This is a genomic window from Vibrio ruber DSM 16370 (genome assembly GCF_900163965.1).
Classification (GTDB): Bacteria; Pseudomonadota; Gammaproteobacteria; order Enterobacterales; family Vibrionaceae; genus Vibrio; species Vibrio ruber.
Window position 1 is genome coordinate 37151 of the sequence record NZ_FULE01000005.1, and the last position, 19094, is coordinate 56244.

The window sequence follows — 19094 nt, forward strand, 5'->3', positions numbered from 1 at the left end:
CAAGCTTAAGATGTTTTGTTTGCATATTGAGTGATTTGGAGAGGCATAACTCAAGTGAAAGAGTCTCGGTTCTTTCACTTTCGTATTTTTAACAAAGGGAAGTTCATGGCGAATACATTTTCACTCATACTAGTCATTGTGACGCTTGTTACCGGGATTATCTGGACTCTCGAAAAGTTGGTTTGGGCGAAAAATCGCCAGCAGAAACGCGCTGACATTCTGGCTCAGACGAACGAGGTCGATCCATCCCTACAGAGTAAGGTTTTACCGCAGCCGTGGTGGGTGGAAAATAGCGTGTCTATTTTTCCTGTCATTGCGTTGGTTCTGATTGTCCGCTCATTTATTTTTGAGCCGTTTCAGATTCCATCGGGGTCGATGAAACCGACCTTACTCATCGGTGATTTTATTCTGGTTGAGAAATTTGCGTATGGTCTGAAAGATCCGGTGACACATACCGAGTTTTTGGCAACGAATAAACCGGAGCGTGGTGACATTGCCGTGTTCCGTTATCCGCCGGATCCTAGCGTTGATTATATTAAACGTGTTGTCGGATTACCGGGAGACATTATCCGCTATAGTCCGGATAAGCGTCTTTGCATTCAGCCCAAAGGGACGACTGAATGTAAGATTGTGTCGCAGACAAACCGCGTCCACAGTGACCTGAAATCGAACGCTACACCTATGTATCAACTGGATGAACAACTTGGTCAGGTGAAACACCATATTTTGATTAGTCCATGGCGGATGGATAACCCGATGAATTATAAACCTCGCCCGGGAGTCAATGAATGGGTTGTGCCGGAAGGTCATTATTTTATGATGGGTGATAATCGGGATAACAGTGCCGATAGCCGTTACTGGGGATTTGTTCCTGAAGCCAATCTGGTCGGTAAGGCGGTTGCGATATGGATTAGCTTTGAGTTTAATCGTTCGCCTGACAGCGTGTTACCATCATGGATTCCAACCGGAGTCCGCTTGAATCGGATTGGTCAGATTCATTAATCTTTACCGGATAATTGCGATTATCGGGGTATTTATTTAACCAGGCTGGTCAACCGATCAGCCTTTCAATATTGAGAAATCATGAATTCTCCAACACATCAACTTGAGAAAAAAATAGGATATCAGTTCAGCGATGGCGCTGTACTGGAACTGGCACTGACACATCGAAGTGCCAATGGTCATCATAACGAGCGTCTTGAATTTCTGGGCGATTCAATTTTAAGTTTTGTCATCGCAGATGAGCTTTATCACCGTTTTCCGAAGAGTAATGAGGGAGACATGAGCCGGATGCGTGCGACGCTTGTCCGGGGGAATACTCTGTCTGAGCTGGCTCGGGAATTCGGGCTGGGAGATTACTTAAAATTAGGTCCAGGGGAATTAAAAAGTGGTGGTTTCCGCCGCGATTCAATTCTTGCTGATGCTGTTGAAGCGATTATTGGCGCGATTTATTTAGATAGTGATATCGAGTCGATCCGACGGATCATTTTAAACTGGTATCAGACACGCTTGGATGCAATTCAGCCCGGCGTGTCGCAAAAAGATCCCAAAACCCGGCTGCAAGAGTACCTGCAAGGCAGAAGAAAACCACTTCCTGCCTATACAGTGACTAATATTAAAGGTGAAGCACACAACCAAGAATTTACGGTGTCGTGTGAAGTGGCGGGTATCGGAATGCCTGTTATCGGAAAAGGCACCAGCCGCCGCAAGGCAGAACAAGCGGCTGCAGAGCTAGCACTAGAGCAATTGAATAATGGCTGATAAAGAATTTGATATCGATGCTTTCTTTGCATCAGAAAGTCACGAAGAGAGTAAACCGGAGAACCAACATTGTGGTTTTGTCGCGATTGTCGGACGACCCAACGTCGGTAAATCCACGCTACTGAACCAGCTGTTGGGGCAGAAAATTTCGATTACATCGCGTAAGCCTCAGACGACAAGGCACCGAATTATGGGTGTTGATACGGACGGGGACTATCAGGCCATATACGTTGATACTCCGGGACTGCATATAGAGGAAAAGCGGGCGATTAACCGGCTCATGAACCGTGCAGCCAGCAGCTCACTCAGTGATGTCAATCTGGTACTGTTTCTGGTCGAAGGTACACACTGGACCAAAGATGACGAAATGGTGTTTAACAAGCTGAATAAAGCGGGTTTCCCGGTCATTCTTTGTGTCAATAAAGTCGATCATGTCAAAGATCGTAATGAAGTGATGTTGCATATGTACGAACTGTCTAACAAGATGGATTTTGTTGATGTGATTCCCATTTCTGCAAAACACGGTAAAAATATTGATGCGATTCGTCAGCATGTCCGCAACCACCTTCCCAAAACGGTTCATCATTTCCCGAGTGAATATGTGACGGATCGGTCGCAACGCTTTATGGCGTCAGAGATCCTCCGGGAAAAGATCATGCGCTTTACCGGTGAAGAATTACCTTATTCAGTAACGGTTGATATCGAACGTTTTGATTACAACCCGGAAACCGATGGCTTTCATATCAACGGCTTGATTTTAGTCGAGCGGATCGGTCAGAAGAAAATGATCATCGGTAAAGGTGGCGAGAAAATTAAAACCATTGGCCGGGAAGCGCGGCTTGATATGGAAGCGTTATTTGGTCGTAAAGTCTTTCTGGAAACTTGGGTCAAAGTCAAATCGGGCTGGGCTGATGATGAAAGAGCACTGAGAAGTCTGGGATATATCGACGATCTATAGGGATATGGCTTTCTCTTGTCGCAGAGGCGACTGATGAGCGTTATTGTGGATAAATCCAACAAGCCCCTGTGAGGTTGTTACCTCAGAGAGATAGGGAATGATGTCAGAGAACCAACTTCAGCGCTGTTTTGTTTTACATCGACGCTCATATAGTGAGAGTAGCCTGATTATTGATGTTTTCAGTGAAGAGTTCGGGAGAATGACTTTACTGTCTAAAGGCGCGCGACGAATTCGCTCTCCGCTAAAAGGTGTGCTGCAACCCTTTATACCACTGTTATTGAAATGGTCGGGAAAAGGCTCAATGCGAACCCTGCGTCAGGCCGAGCCGATTAGTCTGGGTTTACCTTTGACCGGCATTCATTTATATTCAGCGTTGTATGTCAATGAATTACTGGCACGACTCATCCCTTCAGAAGTTCCCTTACCGGGGCTTTTTTATGATTATCTGCAAGTATTGACCGAACTGGCACAATCATCGAATCCAGAGCCTGCTTTACGACGTTTTGAACTCTCGCTATTGGCTTGTTTGGGTTATGGCGTTGATTTTTTGCATTGTGCCGGCAGCGGAGAACCCGTTGTCCCGACGATGACTTATCTGTATCGGGAACAAAAAGGATTTATCGCTTCCGTTCGCAAAGATAATCTGACATTTGTGGGAGAAGAGTTGATTGCAATCAGTGAGCGACGTTTCACAACACAAGCACAGTTAAAAGCTGCCAAACGGTTTACCCGGATCGCCCTCAAACCTTATCTGGGGGCAAAACCATTAAAAAGCCGGGAGCTTTTCATTTCTCAAATTGGTATTTCGAGAGCACGGAGTAAAGGAACATGAGCGCAATTCTTTTAGGCGTTAATATCGATCATATTGCAACATTACGGAATGCACGTGGGACAAAATACCCCGATCCTGTCCATGCAGCAGAGGTCGCAGAACGTGCCGGTGCAGATGGGATTACGATCCATTTGAGAGAAGATCGTCGCCATATTCTTGATCGTGATGTGAAAATTTTAAGAGAGACGCTACAAACCCGGATGAATTTAGAAATGGCCGTCACGGATGAAATGGTCACTATCGCCTTAGAGGTTTGCCCGGACTATGTCTGTCTCGTTCCCGAGAAGCGTGAAGAATTGACCACTGAAGGTGGTCTGGACGTTTTAGGGCAACTGGAGAAAATTAAATCTGCTACGCAGAAATTAACCGATGCCGGTATCAAAGTATCGCTTTTCATTGATGCTGATAAAGAGCAGATTGATGCTGCCAAAGCATGTGGCGCCCCTTATGTTGAGCTACATACCGGTCATTATGCAGATGCTGAAACGACTGCGGCTCAGCAAGATGAGTTGAAGAAAATTTCAGCGGCAGCCAGTTATGCCAGTGATATTGGTCTGATCGTCAATGCCGGTCATGGTCTGACTTACCATAATGTTGCTGCTATTGCCTCAATGCCGGAAATCCACGAACTGAATATCGGTCACTCGATCATCGGGCGTTCTGTCTTTGACGGGCTGGCTAAAGCTGTGGCGGATATGAAGTCATTAATGATAGAGGCCAGACGTTAATTTATGGCAATTGTCGGCTTTGGCACTGATATTGTTGAAATCGAGCGGATCGCAGCTGCGATTTCCCGCAACGGTGATGCTTTTGCTCAGCGGATTCTGAGTGAAAGTGAGTTTGCAATTTATGCTCAGAGTAAAAAGCCGGAGCGATTCCTGGCGAAGCGTTTTGCGGTCAAAGAGGCCGCATCGAAAGCTTTAGGAACCGGGATCGCATTGGGCGTCTCACTCCAAGATTTTACCGTGTTGAACGATGAGCATGGTAAACCATGGTTACATTTGAGCGGTAAAGCTGAAGAATTTGCACAATCATCTGGCGTCAATGCCATTCATCTGTCGATATCGGATGAGCGACGTTACGCAGTTGCTTCTGTGATTCTTGAAACTTAACGCCTCCATCCCTTAGCCAATTAGCTGTTGCGCAGTATCAGCCACCTTTGCCATCTCATCCTGTAATTCGAACAGTTCAGGCTCAAGGTCTTTGATGGCCGCATCTGAACGTAGCGATTGTTCCAGCGTCGCGCAGATTTTTCTTAATCTGGGAACGCCACTATAGGAACAACTACCGTGGAGCTTATGGATATGATGGAGTAATGTTGCCTGATCAGATTCGCCATTCAAAGCCAATTCAATGGTTTGATTGATGTCAGGGATAGAATTAACCAACATTGTCAGCATATCTTTGGCTAAATCTTCTTTATTCGCTGCCTGTTTTAAAGCCATATGCCAGTCAATCACTGAGGGCTGCGAGGAGACTGGCTGCGCGGTGCTATCATCAACCGATGGTGAAAGAACCACAGTTGACGTATCTTGTTGTGAGCGTTGTGGCTGCGGGTTCCAGTGAACTAAAACTTGCTGTAGTACATGTTCTTCTATCGGTTTAGTCAGATAATCGTCCATGCCTTCGCTGAGCAGGCGATCCCGTTCTCCGACCATGGCATGAGCCGTGACAGCAATGACCGGCGTGGTGGTATTGATCGGTAATTTTTTGATCTCCTGACAGGCGGTCACCCCATCCATTTTAGGCATCTGAATATCCATGAAGATGATATCAAACTTTTGATGGCTGGCGATCTCGACGGCTTCTTCTCCATTGGTACAGCTAATCACCGTATCAACCCTTTCTTGCAATAGCGCAGTGATCAGCTTCAGGTTAGCAGGGTTGTCATCGACAGCCATGACCGTTAACGGCATCTTCTCAATCGATGTCGAATGGGTGGACTCTTCGCGGAAAGAAGTCAGCTCAGGATGAATATCCAGCATGAGCTGTAGCAGCTTCTTACGTGCGAGCGGTTTCGTGAGACATTTGATCGGATAGTGCGTCATCAGATGATCAGCCAGTGCCAGCTCGGTACTCGGGATCCCGATCAACACATGGTCAGAACAAGCCACCACTTTTTTGACCAGTGCTTCCGCTTCTTCCGAAATCAGTTTTTGTGTCGGTGAGAAATTGAGAATCACGTAGTCTGACTGAGGCGGATTGTCAGGCAGAGTGGTCATATAGTTAACGCGTAAACCCGACTGAGTCAGGGTTTGCTGTAAGATCGAAGCGGACTGCATGTGTGACTCGATCAACAGCACTTCTTTACCCGATAATTGTTTCTGTGTGTACCACTCGCCCATCATAATATCGGTCGGGTGGAGGCGAATGGTGAACCAGAACGTTGAACCGCGGTGTAAACGGCTGGTCAGACTGATTTCACCGCCCATCTGACTGACGAGTTTTTGGGTGATCACCAATCCGAGTCCCGTGCCGCCATAACGACGGGAGATACTGGCATCCGCCTGACTAAATGCCTGGAATAACTGTGCCTGTTGTCGCTCAGAAATACCAATCCCCGTATCCCGGACCATAAACTGCAACTCAACTAAGTCGTCCCGGACGGAGCGAAGTTCGACGCTGATATCAATATTACCTCGCTCGGTAAACTTAATCGAGTTACCGACAAGGTTAGTGATGACTTGCTGGATCCGGAGTGGATCTCCGACCAGGCCGACCGGGATCTTCGGATCAACTTTAAGATTGATTTCCAGCCCTTTTTCGTGCGCGCTGGTGGCCAGCAGATCAACCACTTCTTCAAGATTTTCCTGCAACTCAAACGGCACATTTTCAAGCGCCAGTTTACCTGCTTCCAGTTTGGAGAAGTCCAATATGTCATTAATGATCGTTAAGAGATTATTCGCTGAACGTTCAATGGTTTGCAGGTAATCTTTCTGACTATTGGTAAGCTGGGTTTTCAGAATTTGTCGGGTAAAGCCGATCACACCATTCAATGGTGTTCTTAATTCGTGAGACATATTGGCCAAGAATTCAGATTTGACCCGGGCGGCTTCCTGAGCCCGCTTTTTGGCGATATCCAGCTCAACGTTTTGGATTTCAAGTTGTTCGAGCGTCTCTCTGATCTCTGAGATCTGAGGTCGCCTGATCAATGCTATGTTGCATCTCGACATGGTATTCCGACAGCGAAACCGCCATCGCATTGATACCTTTTTCAGTTCATCCAGCTCACCATGCATTTCTCCTTCAATCCGCACATCCAGATGCCCGCGTCGAATCCGGTCCAGCATATTTTTCATATGGGTAATCGGTCGGGTCACATCATGGAGTAAACGAAACGCAAAGACCCCGGAAAGTGCCAAGCCCAGAATCAACACTAAAATCGCGGAAAAAATTTCCTGATACTGTTGTAGCCTCAGGGATGACAGGTCGAGTTCGATCACGATATAGCCAAGAACCGGTAAGGTCTCGGCATTCGCCGTGCCGTCAATCAGCCGGCTTTCCGCCAGAATCGGGGAACGAAGAATTAAGGTATTGTTATCCTTCATTTCTGAGCTGCCCAGAATCGGAATAGGTTTGTTTTTCGGATAAGTCAGCGATTCAAAATCAGGATGGAAGTTAGAGGTGACGAATAGTTCATGATGCTTGTCGAAAACAGCGATACTGCGGACAAACTGAGAATTTTTGCGGTGTGCATAACTGATAATGCGTCTGACCGATTCCCGACTGTGTTTCTCCAGCCCTTCTTCACTGGCTATCGCCAGCGGTTCAATGATATTTGAGCCCGCATTAATGACCTGAGACTCAAGATCGTGGTAACGATTATAAGAAAAAAAAGCACTTAACAGCAGTCCGATAATCAGTGTCGGTGCCAGCGTGAGTGTGATGACGCGAGTGCGCAAGCCATATTTGGTGGTCATGAGTCTCTAATTATCATAATGAAGATCAGAAATAACGCATCCAGTCATGCACTTTTCTGCTTTCGGTTGAGGTTTTTTCCGCCACGGAGACGCTTTATCTGAGCTGCTAGCTTAATCAAGTCATCGGCAATTCACAATTTATTCTTAATCAGAATAGTGACGATTTCACGAAATTTAATCCACTTTTATGACCCGTTTTTTTCTGAGCGGATTATTTACTAAACATCATGATGTGGATATGGGAAAATAGTAAAAATTTGCAAACTTCAGCTGTTATATCGGCCGCTTAAAATGGCAGGCGTAGTATAAGATATTCGGCAACTTCACAAGCGGTAACAGATTCATATGGCTCGTTTTTTCCAACCTAAAAAACAATCAACAATCAATAAAAAGCATCAATTGGTTCAGGTGACGCGCATGGATCACCATGGTGAAGGGATTGCCTATCTGGAAGGGAAGCCGGTTTTTATCGAAGGTGCTTTGCCGACTGAGCAGGTGTTGATTCAACTGACCGAGAAGAAAAGTAAATATGCCCGGGCGAACTTGATCCAAGTGCAGCAGCGCAGTGCCGAGCGGACTAAGCCGTTTTGCCCGCATTATCATCGTTGTGGTGGTTGCAACCTGCAACATCTCAGTCACCGGGAACAATTAAGATACAAGCAACAATCGTTATCCCAGTTGCTGCATAAATTTGCCGGATTATCCGTGCCGCTCTCTCCGGTGATGTCTGACGTTGATTTGGGATATCGGCGCCGAGCGCGTTTCAGTTTAAAGTGGGACACTCAAGCGAAGCGTCTGGCATTCGGTTTTCGTCAGAAAAACAGTAATCATATTGTCGATATTGAGCAGTGTGCGGTATTGGCGCCCGGTTTAGAGTCATTGATTGCACCGCTCAGGGCGTTATTTGAGTCGCTTTCACACCCCGAAAAGCTTGGACATTTAGAGTTGATTGCCGCTGATAACGAGCCTGTCATGCTATTGCGTATCTTAGGCGCGTTGCCCGAGTCTGATCAGGCTGATCTCGTTCATTTTGCACAGCAACGGCATCTTTCACTCTATGTGATGAGTGAAGCCGGTAATCCCCGTTTGCAGTATGGCGATAAACCGGTTTATCGCGAGACAGGGATTGAAATTGCTTTCCAACCACACCATTTCATACAGATAAATCGACACATTAATCAAAAAATGGTTGAACAGGCACTGTCTTGGCTGGCACTCGGTGAAGAAGATCGTGTGCTAGATTTATTTTGTGGTGTCGGTAATTTTAGTCTGCCGATCGCGCAACAAGTGAAGTCACTGGTCGGGGTTGAAGGGATTGAAGAAATGGTGGTTCAGGCGCGCGAGAATGCTGCGCACAACCAGATTCTCAATGCAGATTTTTATCAGGCAAATCTTGAGAAAACCTTGACCGGAATCGAGTGGGCACAGGATAAATTTGATAAAGTGTTACTCGACCCGGCCAGAGCCGGTGCAAAAGGCGTTATTGAGCGGCTGTCAGATTTTGGTGCTCAGCGCGTGGTATATGTATCCTGTGATCCGGCGACACTGGCCAGAGACACTCAGCACCTGTTACAGCAAGGATACCAGTTAGAGAAAGTGGGGATGCTGGATATGTTTCCTCATACGAGTCATCTCGAATCAATGGCTTTGTTTATCAAAATTTAGCCTTGATCGTGAAACCGTCAGGCGAGATGAACTCATCAATATCGATAGGGTCGAAGTCAAATAATCGGCTCTCAATAAACGAATAGACTAGGACGAAATAGAGAATAATGGTTGCGGTAAGAAGCGCACATCTGAATCCAGACGAACAATTTGAACCTGATAAGTGGATCACCACTATTGTACGAGATCCTAAAACAGCGGATCGACTGAAACTGGTTTACCGGCAGATGGAAAATTTAGTGGTTGATCATCCGGCCGGCCCGCTATTGTTGTGGCGTGGTCGTGAGATGATCGAGATTCTGGTAACGCTATCGATGGATCAGGAGACCTTAGTCGCAGCGTTATTGTTTCCGATTGTGTCTGGTGGATTGCTCGATGCTGAAATCTTACAAGAGCGCTATGGCAAAGACATTATCAAGTTGATTGATGGTGTTGAGGAGATGGCGGCAATCGGTCAGTTAAATGTCACGATGCAAGGCAGCGAAGCGTCAACTCAGGTCGATAATGTGCGGCGGATGCTGCTGGCAATGGTGGATGATTTCCGTTGCGTCGTCATTAAGCTTGCCGAACGAATTTGTAATCTGCGGGAAGTGAAAGATCAGCCTGACGAAATCAGACGTCAGGCGGCAAAAGAGTGTGCCAATATTTATGCACCTTTAGCCAACCGTCTGGGAATCGGTCAGTTAAAGTGGGAAATGGAAGACTACGCATTTCGCTATCAACAGCCGGATACCTATAAACAGATTGCCAAGCAGCTCTCTGAACGACGCATTGTTCGTGAAAAATATATTCAGGATTTTGTTGAAGATCTGCGTGAAGAAATGCTGCTGTCCAATATTCAGGCCGAAGTCAGCGGGCGTCCGAAACATATCTACAGTATCTGGCGCAAGATGCAGAAAAAGAGTCTGGCATTTGATGAATTATTTGATGTTCGGGCGGTGCGGATTATCGCGGAGAAACTACAGGATTGTTATGCCGCTCTTGGGGTGGTGCACACCAAGTATAAGCACCTCCCCAGCGAGTTTGATGATTATGTCGCCAACCCAAAACCGAATGGCTATCAGTCGATTCATACGGTCATTCTCGGCCCGGAAGGGAAAACCATTGAGATTCAGATTCGGACTCGTCAGATGCATGAAGAGTCTGAATTAGGGGTGGCAGCCCACTGGAAATATAAAGAGGGCAGTTCTGCCGGGCATCGAGGCTATGATGAGAAGATCACCTGGTTGCGTAAGCTGCTTGACTGGCAAGAAGAAATGTCTGACTCCGGTGAAATGCTCGACGAGTTACGCAGTCAGGTCTTCGATGATCGGGTTTACGCGTTTACACCCAAAGGGGATGTGGTTGATTTACCGATGGGGGCAACACCGCTGGATTTTGCTTACCACATTCATTCCGAAGTGGGGCACCGGTGTATCGGTGCCAAGGTCGCAGGACGGATTGTGCCGTTTACCCATAAACTGACAATGGGCGATCAAGTTGAAATTATCACCGCCAAAGAACCCAACCCATCCCGGGACTGGCTGAATCCGGCTCTGGGATTTGTTCATTCCGGACGAGCCCGGGCGAAAATTAATGCTTGGTTTCGCAAGCAAAGCCGGGAAAAGAATTTAGAGGCCGGGCGAGAGATTCTGGAAACGGAACTGGCAAAAATCGGTGCGACACTCAAAGATGCCAGCGAGTATGCGCTGAAACGATTTAATGTCAATTCTCCGGACGAGCTGTATGTCGGCATCGGCAGTGGTGACCTACGGATCAACCAGATCGTCAATCACATTAATGCCTTGGTCAATAAGCCGACTGCGGAAGAAGAAGATCAGCTGGTTCTTGAAAAGTTACAAGAGAAAGAGCAAAAGACCACAACGCCGGCACCGAGTAAAGATGCGGTTGTGGTTGAAGGGGTTGATAATTTAATGACCCATTTGGCACGCTGCTGCCGTCCGATTCCCGGGGATGAGATTAAAGGTTACATTACTCAGGGGCGGGGGATTTCCGTTCACCGGAGTGACTGTGAACAGTTGGAAGAGCTGAGCCACCACGCACCGGAGCGAATTATAGATACCGTTTGGGGACGCGGACTGCTGGGCTCTTATGTGCTGACGGTTCGGATTGAAGCGATGGAGCGTGGTGGATTGTTGAAGGACATTACATCGCTACTGGCGAATGAGAAAATCAAAGTGACCAGCATGAAGAGCCGGACTGATCATAAACGTCAGCTCATCTATATGGATTTTGATTTGGAACTGGCAAGTGTTGAAGTGCTCTCCCGAGTGTGTAAGCGGATAGAGCAGACCAAAGATGTCCTGTCGGTCAAACGATTAGGATAACGTGACTGGTACACTTATGCCTGTTTAGGTGCTACAGAAAGCGAGGGGGAGCCCTCGCTTTCTCTTTAGAGTAAAAGAGGGGTTATGTCTCATCCGATTGAACAGTTAAAGCAGATTATGGCTCAGCTCCGGGATCCTGAGAGCGGATGTCCGTGGGATCAAAAGCAGACATTTGACAGTATTGTGCCTCATACCGTGGAAGAAACTTACGAAGTGATCGATGCCATTCATGCGCGGGACTGGGAAAATCTGCAAGAAGAATTAGGTGATTTTGTTTTTCAAGCCATTTTTTACAGTCAGTTGGCTCAAGAGCAGGGACTATTTGACTTTGATGATGTGATTCGCAGTGTTAACGAGAAGCTGATCCGTCGCCATCCACATGTTTTTTCCGATCAGGTTTTTGCCGATGAAGCTGCGATTCGGGCCAATTGGGAAAAAATCAAATCAGAAGAGAAATCCAGCGCTGGTCGTGAAGAACAAAGCATTTTAGATGGTGTGCCTAAGTCGCTTCCGGCATTGAGCCGAGCCTATAAATTGCAAGCCAAGTGCGCCAAGCATGGCTTTGACTGGGATACGCTGACGCCCGTTGTTGATAAAGTTCGTGAAGAGCTGGATGAAGTCATCGAAGCGGTGCATGACACTCCGCCTGATCCGGCTGCAATCGAAGATGAGTTGGGCGATCTGCTGTTTGCCGTAGTGAACCTGACGCGCCATTTGGAATTTCATCCGGAGTCTGCTCTTACGCGAGCAAATCAGAAATTTGCCCGACGTTTTCAAGGGGTTGAAGCACTGGCGAATCAGGAAGGTAAATCACTCGATGACTATACACTCAGTGAATTAGATCGCTTTTGGGAACAGGTTAAGCAGCGGGAGAAAAATCGGGGTTCAGATTGAACTCTGACAGTTGATCACAGTCCTTATAATGTAGCCCAAGCAGAATGAGCTACAATTGTGCGGATTGGATTTGATTTGAAGCAAAAAAGAAAAAGTGAGAGTGTGATAAGTTTCACGTTGTGGCGTTAATGGGGTTCTGGTATATTTACATCCCGTCCAGAAGAAATCTATTTCCCTCATTCAACCAATTTCAGGTTAAACATGACGACAAAGTATATTTTTGTGACTGGCGGGGTCGTATCCTCTCTAGGTAAAGGCATTGCAGCAGCATCGCTTGCAGCGATTTTAGAAGCACGTGGTCTGAAAGTGACCCTCATGAAGCTCGATCCGTATATCAATGTGGATCCGGGGACAATGAGTCCGACTCAGCACGGTGAAGTATTCGTCACTGAAGATGGGGCGGAAACCGATCTGGATTTGGGCCATTACGAGCGCTTTATCCGAACCAAAATGACCAAACGGAACAATTTTACCGCAGGTCGAGTGTATGCTGATGTGTTACGCAAAGAACGTCGTGGTGACTATCTCGGTGCGACCATTCAAGTTATCCCTCATATTACCAATTCGATAAAAGATCGTGTGATTGCCGGTGCAGAAGGCCATGAAGTCGCAATCGTTGAAATTGGTGGTACGGTTGGTGATATCGAGTCTCTACCGTTTATCGAAGCGATTCGCCAGCTTGCTGTCGACATTGGTCGTGAAAATGCAATGTTTATGCATTTAACACTGGTCCCTTATCTGGCAGCCGCCGGAGAAGTGAAGACCAAACCGACTCAGCATTCTGTGAAAGAACTGCTCTCTATCGGTATTCAGCCGGATATTTTGATCTGTCGTTCTGATCGCATCATTCCGGCCAATGAGCGGAAGAAGATTGCGCTGTTCTGTAATGTGGCAGAAAAAGCCGTCATTTCAATGAAAGATGTAGATTCCATCTATAAGATTCCTCAGTTGATTAAGTCGCAGGGTTTGGACGATTTAGTCTGCTCGCGTTTTGGTATTCAAGCACCAGAAGCAGACCTGTCTGAATGGGAACAGGTTATTTATGAAGAAGCCAACCCCACCGGTGAAGTTGTGATTGGCATGGTTGGTAAATATATTGAGTTGCCTGATGCGTATAAATCGGTCAACGAAGCTTTAAAACATGCAGGGCTGAAAAATCGTTTGAGTGTTCAGATCAAGTATGTTGATTCTCAGGATCTGGAGAATAAAGGCGTTGAGTTACTGGAAGGGCTGGACGCAATTCTGGTACCGGGCGGATTTGGTGATCGCGGTATCGAAGGTAAGATCTTAGCTGCGCAGTATGCGCGTGAAAATAAGATCCCTTATCTGGGAATTTGTCTGGGAATGCAGGTTGCTTTAATTGAATATGCACGTCATGTCGCTGGCATGGAAGGGGCGCATTCAACTGAGTTTAATCGTGCCACTCAATACCCGGTTGTTGGTCTGATTACTGAGTGGATTGATTCTGACGGTCAAGTTGAAGAGCGTACCGAGAAATCAGATTTAGGTGGTACGATGCGTTTAGGCGCACAGTTGTGCCATCTTGAAGAAGGCAGTAAAGTTCATGCATTGTATGGCAGTAAAACCATTTATGAACGTCACCGTCATCGTTATGAAGTGAATAACGTGCTTCGTCCGCAAATTGAAGCGGCGGGTCTGAAAGTTTCTGGTTTATCAGCAGATAAAAAACTGGTTGAGGTGATTGAGAATCCGGATCACCCGTGGTTTGTGGCTTCTCAGTACCACCCTGAGTTTACTTCAACACCTCGCGATGGACACCCGCTGTTTACCGGGTTTGTTAAAGCCGCTGGTGAGTACCAGCGTCGCACTATTGAGAAATAAAAGGACACGGGTAACGGTAAGGAATACGGTTACCCTATAGGTTTGACATTTAAATTCAAAGAGAGGAAACATTAATGTCTAAGATCGTTAAAATTCTAGGTCGTGAAATCATCGACTCTCGCGGAAATCCAACTGTAGAAGCTGAAGTCCACCTAGAAGGCGGTTTCGTAGGTATGGCTGCTGCACCATCAGGTGCATCTACTGGCTCTCGTGAAGCGCTCGAGCTTCGTGATGGTGACAAGTCTCGTTTCCTGGGTAAAGGGGTTCTGAAAGCTGTTGAAGCAGTGAATGGCCCAATTGCTGAAGCGCTGATTGGTAAAGATGCAAAAGATCAAGCGGCTATCGACCAAGTCATGATTGATCTGGACGGTACCGAAAACAAATCTAAGTTTGGTGCAAATGCGATTCTGGCTGTTTCTTTGGCAAACGCAAAAGCTGCAGCTGCAGCAAAAGGCATGCCTTTGTACGAGCACATCGCTGAACTAAACGGCACTCCTGGCGTATTCTCTATGCCATTACCAATGATGAACATCATCAATGGTGGTGAACACGCAGACAACAACGTTGATATCCAAGAATTCATGATTCAACCAGTTGGCGCCAGCACACTGAAAGAAGCGCTGCGTATCGGTGCAGAAGTTTTCCATAACCTGGCGAAAGTTCTGAAAGCCAAAGGTTTAAACACTGCTGTTGGTGATGAAGGTGGTTTTGCACCTAACCTTGAATCAAACGCAGCAGCACTGGCAGCGATCAAAGAAGCTGTTGAGCAAGCTGGCTACGTTCTGGGTAAAGACGTGACTCTGGCTATGGACTGTGCAGCATCTGAGTTCTACAACAAAGAGCAAGGCATCTACGACCTGAAAGGCGAAGGTAAAACTTTCTCTTCTGAAGAGTTCTCTAAATATCTGGAAGGCTTGGTTGCAGAATATCCTATCGTTTCTATCGAAGACGGTCTGGATGAGTCTGACTGGGACGGCTTCAAGTTCCAAACTGAACTGCTGGGCGGCAAAATCCAGCTGGTTGGTGACGACCTGTTCGTAACAAATACTAAGATCCTGAAAGAAGGTATCGAGAAAGGCGTTGCTAACTCTATCCTGATCAAGTTCAACCAGATCGGTTCTCTGACTGAAACTCTGGCTGCAATCAAGATGGCAAAAGACGCTGGTTACACTGCAGTTATCTCTCACCGTAGTGGTGAAACTGAAGATGCAACCATTGCTGATCTGGCTGTTGGTACTGCTGCAGGTCAAATCAAAACTGGTTCTATGAGCCGTTCTGATCGTGTTGCTAAATATAACCAACTGATTCGTATCGAAGAAGCGCTGGGTGAACGTGCGCCTTTCAACGGTCTGAAAGAAGTGAAAGGTCAAGCTTAATCACAGCTTGCTCGTCAATTGAAAAACGCCTCTTCTGAGGCGTTTTTTTTGTCTTGATGATTGTTAATTTGTTTGAGGGGGGGATTGTGACTATAAAATCGTTTTGATTGCTGTAATTCTGCGTTTGTCTAATTCATCCCGAATCTCTGCCCCTTTAAATCCTGCGGCAATGATCGATTGAACATCAATCGCGAGGGCAGCCTGATAGGCTGATTCAAATTGCGCTTTTTGTGGATAGGGAATGTCTTCAAAGCCCAGTCGTCCCTGATGATCGGCTTGGCAGCACAACAGCACATGTTCAAGGCGTTCTGGCTTGCGCCACACATCCATTTTATTCAGTATTTTGAGATAAGTTGCCGGTTTCAAAATAGCAGCATTGTGAATATTGGTATGTTGTTCACAGACGATTAATGCTAAATCCCTGTATTCCGCCGGAACTCGAATTCGTTCGCAAAGTGCACGGATACAAGCTAAACCAGTATGTGTATGCATTTTATGGCTCGGCCATTCACTCGGTGGTGTTTTTCCTTTACCGAGATCATGAACCATGGCTGCAAATCTGACCGGCAGCGATGCAGAGAGACGTGTCGATTGACGCATCACCATGAGTGTATGCTCACCGGTATCGATTTCGGGATGCCACTTCTGAGGCTGCGGAACGCCGAATAGACCGTCTATTTCGGGGAAAATGACAGCCAGTGCGCCACATTCTCTCAAGACGGATAAAAAGATGTCAGGATGATCCGTTGCGAGTGCTTGATGGAGTTCTTGCCAAACACGTTCTGCGGTTAAGTGAGCGACTTCTCCGGACTGAACCATTTGGCTCATTAAGGCCATTGTTTCCGGTGCGACGGTAAAACCGAGTGAAGCGAATCGGGCTGCGAACCGGGCAACACGGAGTATTCGCACCGGGTCTTCTGCAAAGGCATTTGATACGTGACGCAGTATTCTCTGCTCTAAATCGGCTTGACCGTGATAGGGATCGATCAGCTGCCCTTGAGGATCTTGTGCGATCGCATTGATGGTTAAATCCCGACGCATGAGATCATCTTCAAGGGTCACTTCCGGTGCAAAAAAACACTCAAACCCATGATAACCAGAACCACTTTTCTTTTCGGTTCTGGCGAGCGCATATTCTTCTTTTGTTTGTGGATGAAGAAATACCGGAAAATCTTTTCCGACGGACGTAAAACCTTGCTCAAGCATCAGTGAGGGGGTGCTGCCAACAACAACCCAATCTCGATCTTTGATAGGAAGACCGAGTAACTGGTCACGAACAGAACCACCGACGAGATAGACTTCCACAGCTTGCCTCTTTTAGAACGGATGGTTGAAATCAGAAGGCCGGGAGCCGGCCTTCTTCATATATCACAGCCAGTTTGAGTGTGACTTTTTCCGTCTCGGAATCAGATGCGGGAGGATGATTCCCAGTAGTATGCCACCGAGAGCGACGCCACCGCCGTACATAAAATATTTCATCAGCAGGTCTTCTTTTTGGGTATCCAGCTTCGCTCTCAGCTCACGAATTTCACTTTGTGCTGTCGCCAGCTTCTCACTGATACCACTATAGTTTTCTTCCAGCTCAGAGATCTGCTTATTACGAACTTCAAGAGACTCTACTAACCCGGCTTTTTCCTGACTGGCGTTCTTTTCTGCATCAGCCAATTGCCCTTTCACATTCTTGAGTTCTTTCTCTAAACGCGGAAGACGGGACGCCATACTCTCTGTGGTGGTAATAAATTTATCTTGCACCCAACCCTGACGACCTTTGTTATCGAGTATTTCACTATAACCTGTTTCTTTATTGGTTTTGAGCAGCTGTACTTTTTCACCTGCATTGATACTGCCAATAATTCGATACTGGTTGCTCGGGCCTGAATGCATATAGGTAAACAAGTCATCTGCTATATAATGTACTTGTGCAAAAACGGGCGTGGTCAGAAGCGAAAGCAGCAACATGAATAACAGTTTTTTCACGATAAATCCTTTAACGATAGGGTTGAAAAGTAAATCTCTCCAAATAGTAAAAAGTTTCTTTATATGGTGCAACAAAGAAGGGAGGCTTGGCCTCCCTTTATGCAGATTTGAGTCAATAATCACATGGTTCTGACAAACGTCTGACGGTTACACACACTATATGAAGAGTTTCTCGAGCATATAATAGAAAATAACAGCCAGTAGTGCACCTGCCGGTAACGTCACGACCCATGAGGCGACAATATTACGTACCACACCGAGGTTTAATGCTGCAATACCACGGGCGAAACCAACCCCGAGAACCGCACCAACCAATGTTTGCGTGGTTGAAATCGGCAAACCAGTTCCTGAAGCCAGTACAACGGTTGAGGCTGTGGCAAGTTGTGCTGCAAAGCCACGACTCGGCGTCAGTTCAGTGATGCCGGTACCGACCGTTTCCATCACCTTATGTCCCAGCGTAGCAAGGCCGACGACAATCCCAAATCCACCTAAGGGTAAGATCCACCATGCGATTTGGGTTTTGCCTGAAATCTGACCAAGATTTTCAACCGTAGAAACAACAGCAGACAATGGACCAATCGCATTCGCGACATCGTTAGAACCGTGAGCGAATGCCATCGCACAGGCGGTTACAACCATCAGCACACTGAAAATACTTTCGACGCCAGAGAAGCTGTGGTCTTCTTCACGCTTTGAGAAGCGCTTTTGGATGTACAGGTAGCCTCCGACCATGACAAGTGCTGAAACAAAAACAGCGGCTAGCCATGCTTCACCGGTAGTCAGATGAAGACCGACGTGTTTCAGGCCTTTCTTAATGGTAACCAACGCGATGACCATGGTGGTGATAAACATATAGACCGGAACAAAGCGTTTGGCATTTTGGAGCGGGTTTTCCGTATCGAATATCAGGCGTTGTGCACTGACGAAAATCACATAGGCGAAGAACCCCGAGATAATCGGTGTGATAATCCAACTGCCGACAATCCCCTGGACTGAATGCCAGTCAACGGCTTCAGTGCCCAGAGTGATACAGGCAAAACCGATAATTGCACCGATAATAGAGTGGGTTGTCGAGACCGGCCATCCCATATATGAGGCTAGTAATAGCCATGTCCCGGCTGCCAGAAGGGATGACATCATGCCATAAACAAGCGTTTCAGGCTGTGCGACAAACAGGTTTGTTTCGATGACGCCTTTACGAATTGTGTCTGTTACTTCTCCACCGGCAAGATAGGCGCCGGCGAACTCAAAAACCATCGCAATAAAGATAGCTTGTTTTACGGTCAGTGCTTTAGAGCCAACTGATGTTCCCATCGCATTTGCTACATCATTTGCACCGATGCCGATCGCCATCAAGAAACCGAAGGCTGCTGCCACAAGAATCAAGATAGATCCGTAACTTACAAGGATATCCATCATAATACCTAGTTGTTGATAACTAGCGGAGCACGCGCGACTATCTATCGTGGCCTATTCTTTAGCCACAATAATCAGATTCAGAGACGCAATGTGTGAGTGCCCTTAGTTATTGTGAAAATCTAT

At 46.7% G+C, this 19094-nt stretch carries 14 protein-coding genes and 1 pseudogene; 11 read left to right on the top strand and 4 right to left on the bottom strand.

Going from position 1 to position 19094, the window contains the following annotated elements; genetic code table 11:
* Window positions 1-105: 105 nt before the first annotated feature.
* The 6 genes from lepB (at window position 106) to acpS (ending at window position 4663) form a co-directional block, all read left to right on the top strand.
* The gene (lepB, locus tag VR7878_RS00905) at window positions 106-1002 is read left to right on the top strand and encodes a signal peptidase I (protein WP_077332541.1); all 897 of its coding nucleotides are present in this window, start codon (window positions 106-108) and stop codon (window positions 1000-1002) included.
* An 81-nt stretch (window positions 1003-1083) separates the two neighbouring features.
* Entirely contained in the window at window positions 1084-1761 is a 678-nt protein-coding gene (rnc, locus tag VR7878_RS00910; protein WP_077332543.1) for a ribonuclease III, read from the top strand.
* Window positions 1754-2719: a GTPase Era gene (gene era / locus VR7878_RS00915; RefSeq protein WP_077332545.1), complete on the top strand. Its 966-nt coding sequence runs from the start codon at window positions 1754-1756 to the stop codon at window positions 2717-2719. Before rnc ends, era begins: the two co-directional genes overlap by 8 nt.
* Before the next feature lie 100 nt (window positions 2720-2819).
* Complete coding sequence (gene recO, locus VR7878_RS00920) at window positions 2820-3551, top strand: DNA repair protein RecO (RefSeq protein ID WP_077332663.1); 732 nt, start codon at window positions 2820-2822, stop codon at window positions 3549-3551.
* Entirely contained in the window at window positions 3548-4279 is a 732-nt protein-coding gene (pdxJ, locus tag VR7878_RS00925; RefSeq protein ID WP_077332547.1) for a pyridoxine 5'-phosphate synthase, read from the top strand. The genes recO and pdxJ overlap by 4 nt, the downstream gene beginning before the upstream one ends.
* Before the next feature lie 3 nt (window positions 4280-4282).
* The gene (gene acpS, locus VR7878_RS00930) at window positions 4283-4663 is read left to right on the top strand and encodes a holo-ACP synthase (protein WP_077332549.1); all 381 of its coding nucleotides are present in this window, start codon (window positions 4283-4285) and stop codon (window positions 4661-4663) included.
* Window positions 4664-4675: 12 nt separating this feature from the next.
* Here the strand turns inward: acpS and barA are convergent, their stop codons facing one another.
* Complete coding sequence (gene barA, locus VR7878_RS00935; RefSeq protein ID WP_235862823.1) at window positions 4676-7471, bottom strand: two-component sensor histidine kinase BarA; 2796 nt, start codon at window positions 7469-7471, stop codon at window positions 4676-4678.
* Between the two features lie 345 nt (window positions 7472-7816).
* Between barA and rlmD the strand changes: the two genes are divergently transcribed.
* The 5 genes from rlmD (at window position 7817) to eno (ending at window position 15575) form a co-directional block, all read left to right on the top strand.
* On the top strand, window positions 7817-9136 hold the full coding sequence (gene rlmD, locus VR7878_RS00940) for a 23S rRNA (uracil(1939)-C(5))-methyltransferase RlmD (protein WP_077332551.1): 1320 nt from the start codon (window positions 7817-7819) through the stop codon (window positions 9134-9136).
* Between the two features lie 107 nt (window positions 9137-9243).
* A complete protein-coding gene (relA, locus tag VR7878_RS00945) occupies window positions 9244-11463 on the top strand; it encodes a GTP diphosphokinase (protein ID WP_077332553.1) in 2220 nt (739 codons plus the stop codon).
* A gap of 84 nt (window positions 11464-11547) precedes the next feature.
* On the top strand, window positions 11548-12357 hold the full coding sequence (gene mazG, locus VR7878_RS00950; protein ID WP_077332555.1) for a nucleoside triphosphate pyrophosphohydrolase: 810 nt from the start codon (window positions 11548-11550) through the stop codon (window positions 12355-12357).
* Between the two features lie 201 nt (window positions 12358-12558).
* Complete coding sequence (pyrG, locus tag VR7878_RS00955) at window positions 12559-14199, top strand: CTP synthase (protein ID WP_077332557.1); 1641 nt, start codon at window positions 12559-12561, stop codon at window positions 14197-14199.
* A 74-nt stretch (window positions 14200-14273) separates the two neighbouring features.
* Window positions 14274-15575 carry a phosphopyruvate hydratase gene (eno, locus tag VR7878_RS00960; protein ID WP_077332559.1) on the top strand — a complete coding sequence of 434 codons (1302 nt, stop codon included), beginning with the start codon at window positions 14274-14276 and terminating at the stop codon, window positions 15573-15575.
* 90 nt (window positions 15576-15665) lie between these two features.
* Here eno and VR7878_RS00965 read toward each other — a convergent pair.
* The 3 genes and pseudogenes from VR7878_RS00965 to VR7878_RS00975 form a co-directional block, all read right to left on the bottom strand.
* A pseudogene (locus VR7878_RS00965) lies at window positions 15666-16874 on the bottom strand (multifunctional CCA addition/repair protein); the annotation flags it as partial.
* 69 nt (window positions 16875-16943) lie between these two features.
* Window positions 16944-17552, bottom strand: coding sequence for a TIGR04211 family SH3 domain-containing protein (locus tag VR7878_RS00970; RefSeq protein WP_077332563.1), 609 nt, complete (start codon window positions 17550-17552; stop codon window positions 16944-16946).
* Between the two features lie 156 nt (window positions 17553-17708).
* Window positions 17709-18968, bottom strand: a complete 1260-nt coding sequence (locus tag VR7878_RS00975) for an inorganic phosphate transporter (protein ID WP_077332565.1) — start codon at window positions 18966-18968, stop codon at window positions 17709-17711.
* Window positions 18969-19094: the final 126 nt, after the last annotated feature.

Excerpts from the sequence above, each read along its gene's own strand:
- era (WP_077332545.1), top strand. The coding sequence starts at position 1,754 with ATGGCTGATAAAGAATTTGATATCGATGCTTTCTTTGCATCAGAAAGT.
- pyrG (WP_077332557.1), top strand. The coding sequence starts at position 12,559 with ATGACGACAAAGTATATTTTTGTGACTGGCGGGGTCGTATCCTCTCTA.
- recO (WP_077332663.1), top strand. The coding sequence starts at position 2,820 with ATGTCAGAGAACCAACTTCAGCGCTGTTTTGTTTTACATCGACGCTCA.
- rnc (WP_077332543.1), top strand. The coding sequence starts at position 1,084 with ATGAATTCTCCAACACATCAACTTGAGAAAAAAATAGGATATCAGTTC.
- VR7878_RS00975 (WP_077332565.1), bottom strand. The coding sequence starts at position 18,968 with ATGGATATCCTTGTAAGTTACGGATCTATCTTGATTCTTGTGGCAGCA.
- pdxJ (WP_077332547.1), top strand. The coding sequence starts at position 3,548 with ATGAGCGCAATTCTTTTAGGCGTTAATATCGATCATATTGCAACATTA.
- lepB (WP_077332541.1), top strand. The coding sequence starts at position 106 with ATGGCGAATACATTTTCACTCATACTAGTCATTGTGACGCTTGTTACC.
- eno (WP_077332559.1), top strand. The coding sequence starts at position 14,274 with ATGTCTAAGATCGTTAAAATTCTAGGTCGTGAAATCATCGACTCTCGC.
- acpS (WP_077332549.1), top strand. The coding sequence starts at position 4,283 with ATGGCAATTGTCGGCTTTGGCACTGATATTGTTGAAATCGAGCGGATC.
- relA (WP_077332553.1), top strand. The coding sequence starts at position 9,244 with ATGGTTGCGGTAAGAAGCGCACATCTGAATCCAGACGAACAATTTGAA.
- mazG (WP_077332555.1), top strand. The coding sequence starts at position 11,548 with ATGTCTCATCCGATTGAACAGTTAAAGCAGATTATGGCTCAGCTCCGG.
- rlmD (WP_077332551.1), top strand. The coding sequence starts at position 7,817 with ATGGCTCGTTTTTTCCAACCTAAAAAACAATCAACAATCAATAAAAAG.
- barA (WP_235862823.1), bottom strand. The coding sequence starts at position 7,471 with ATGACCACCAAATATGGCTTGCGCACTCGCGTCATCACACTCACGCTG.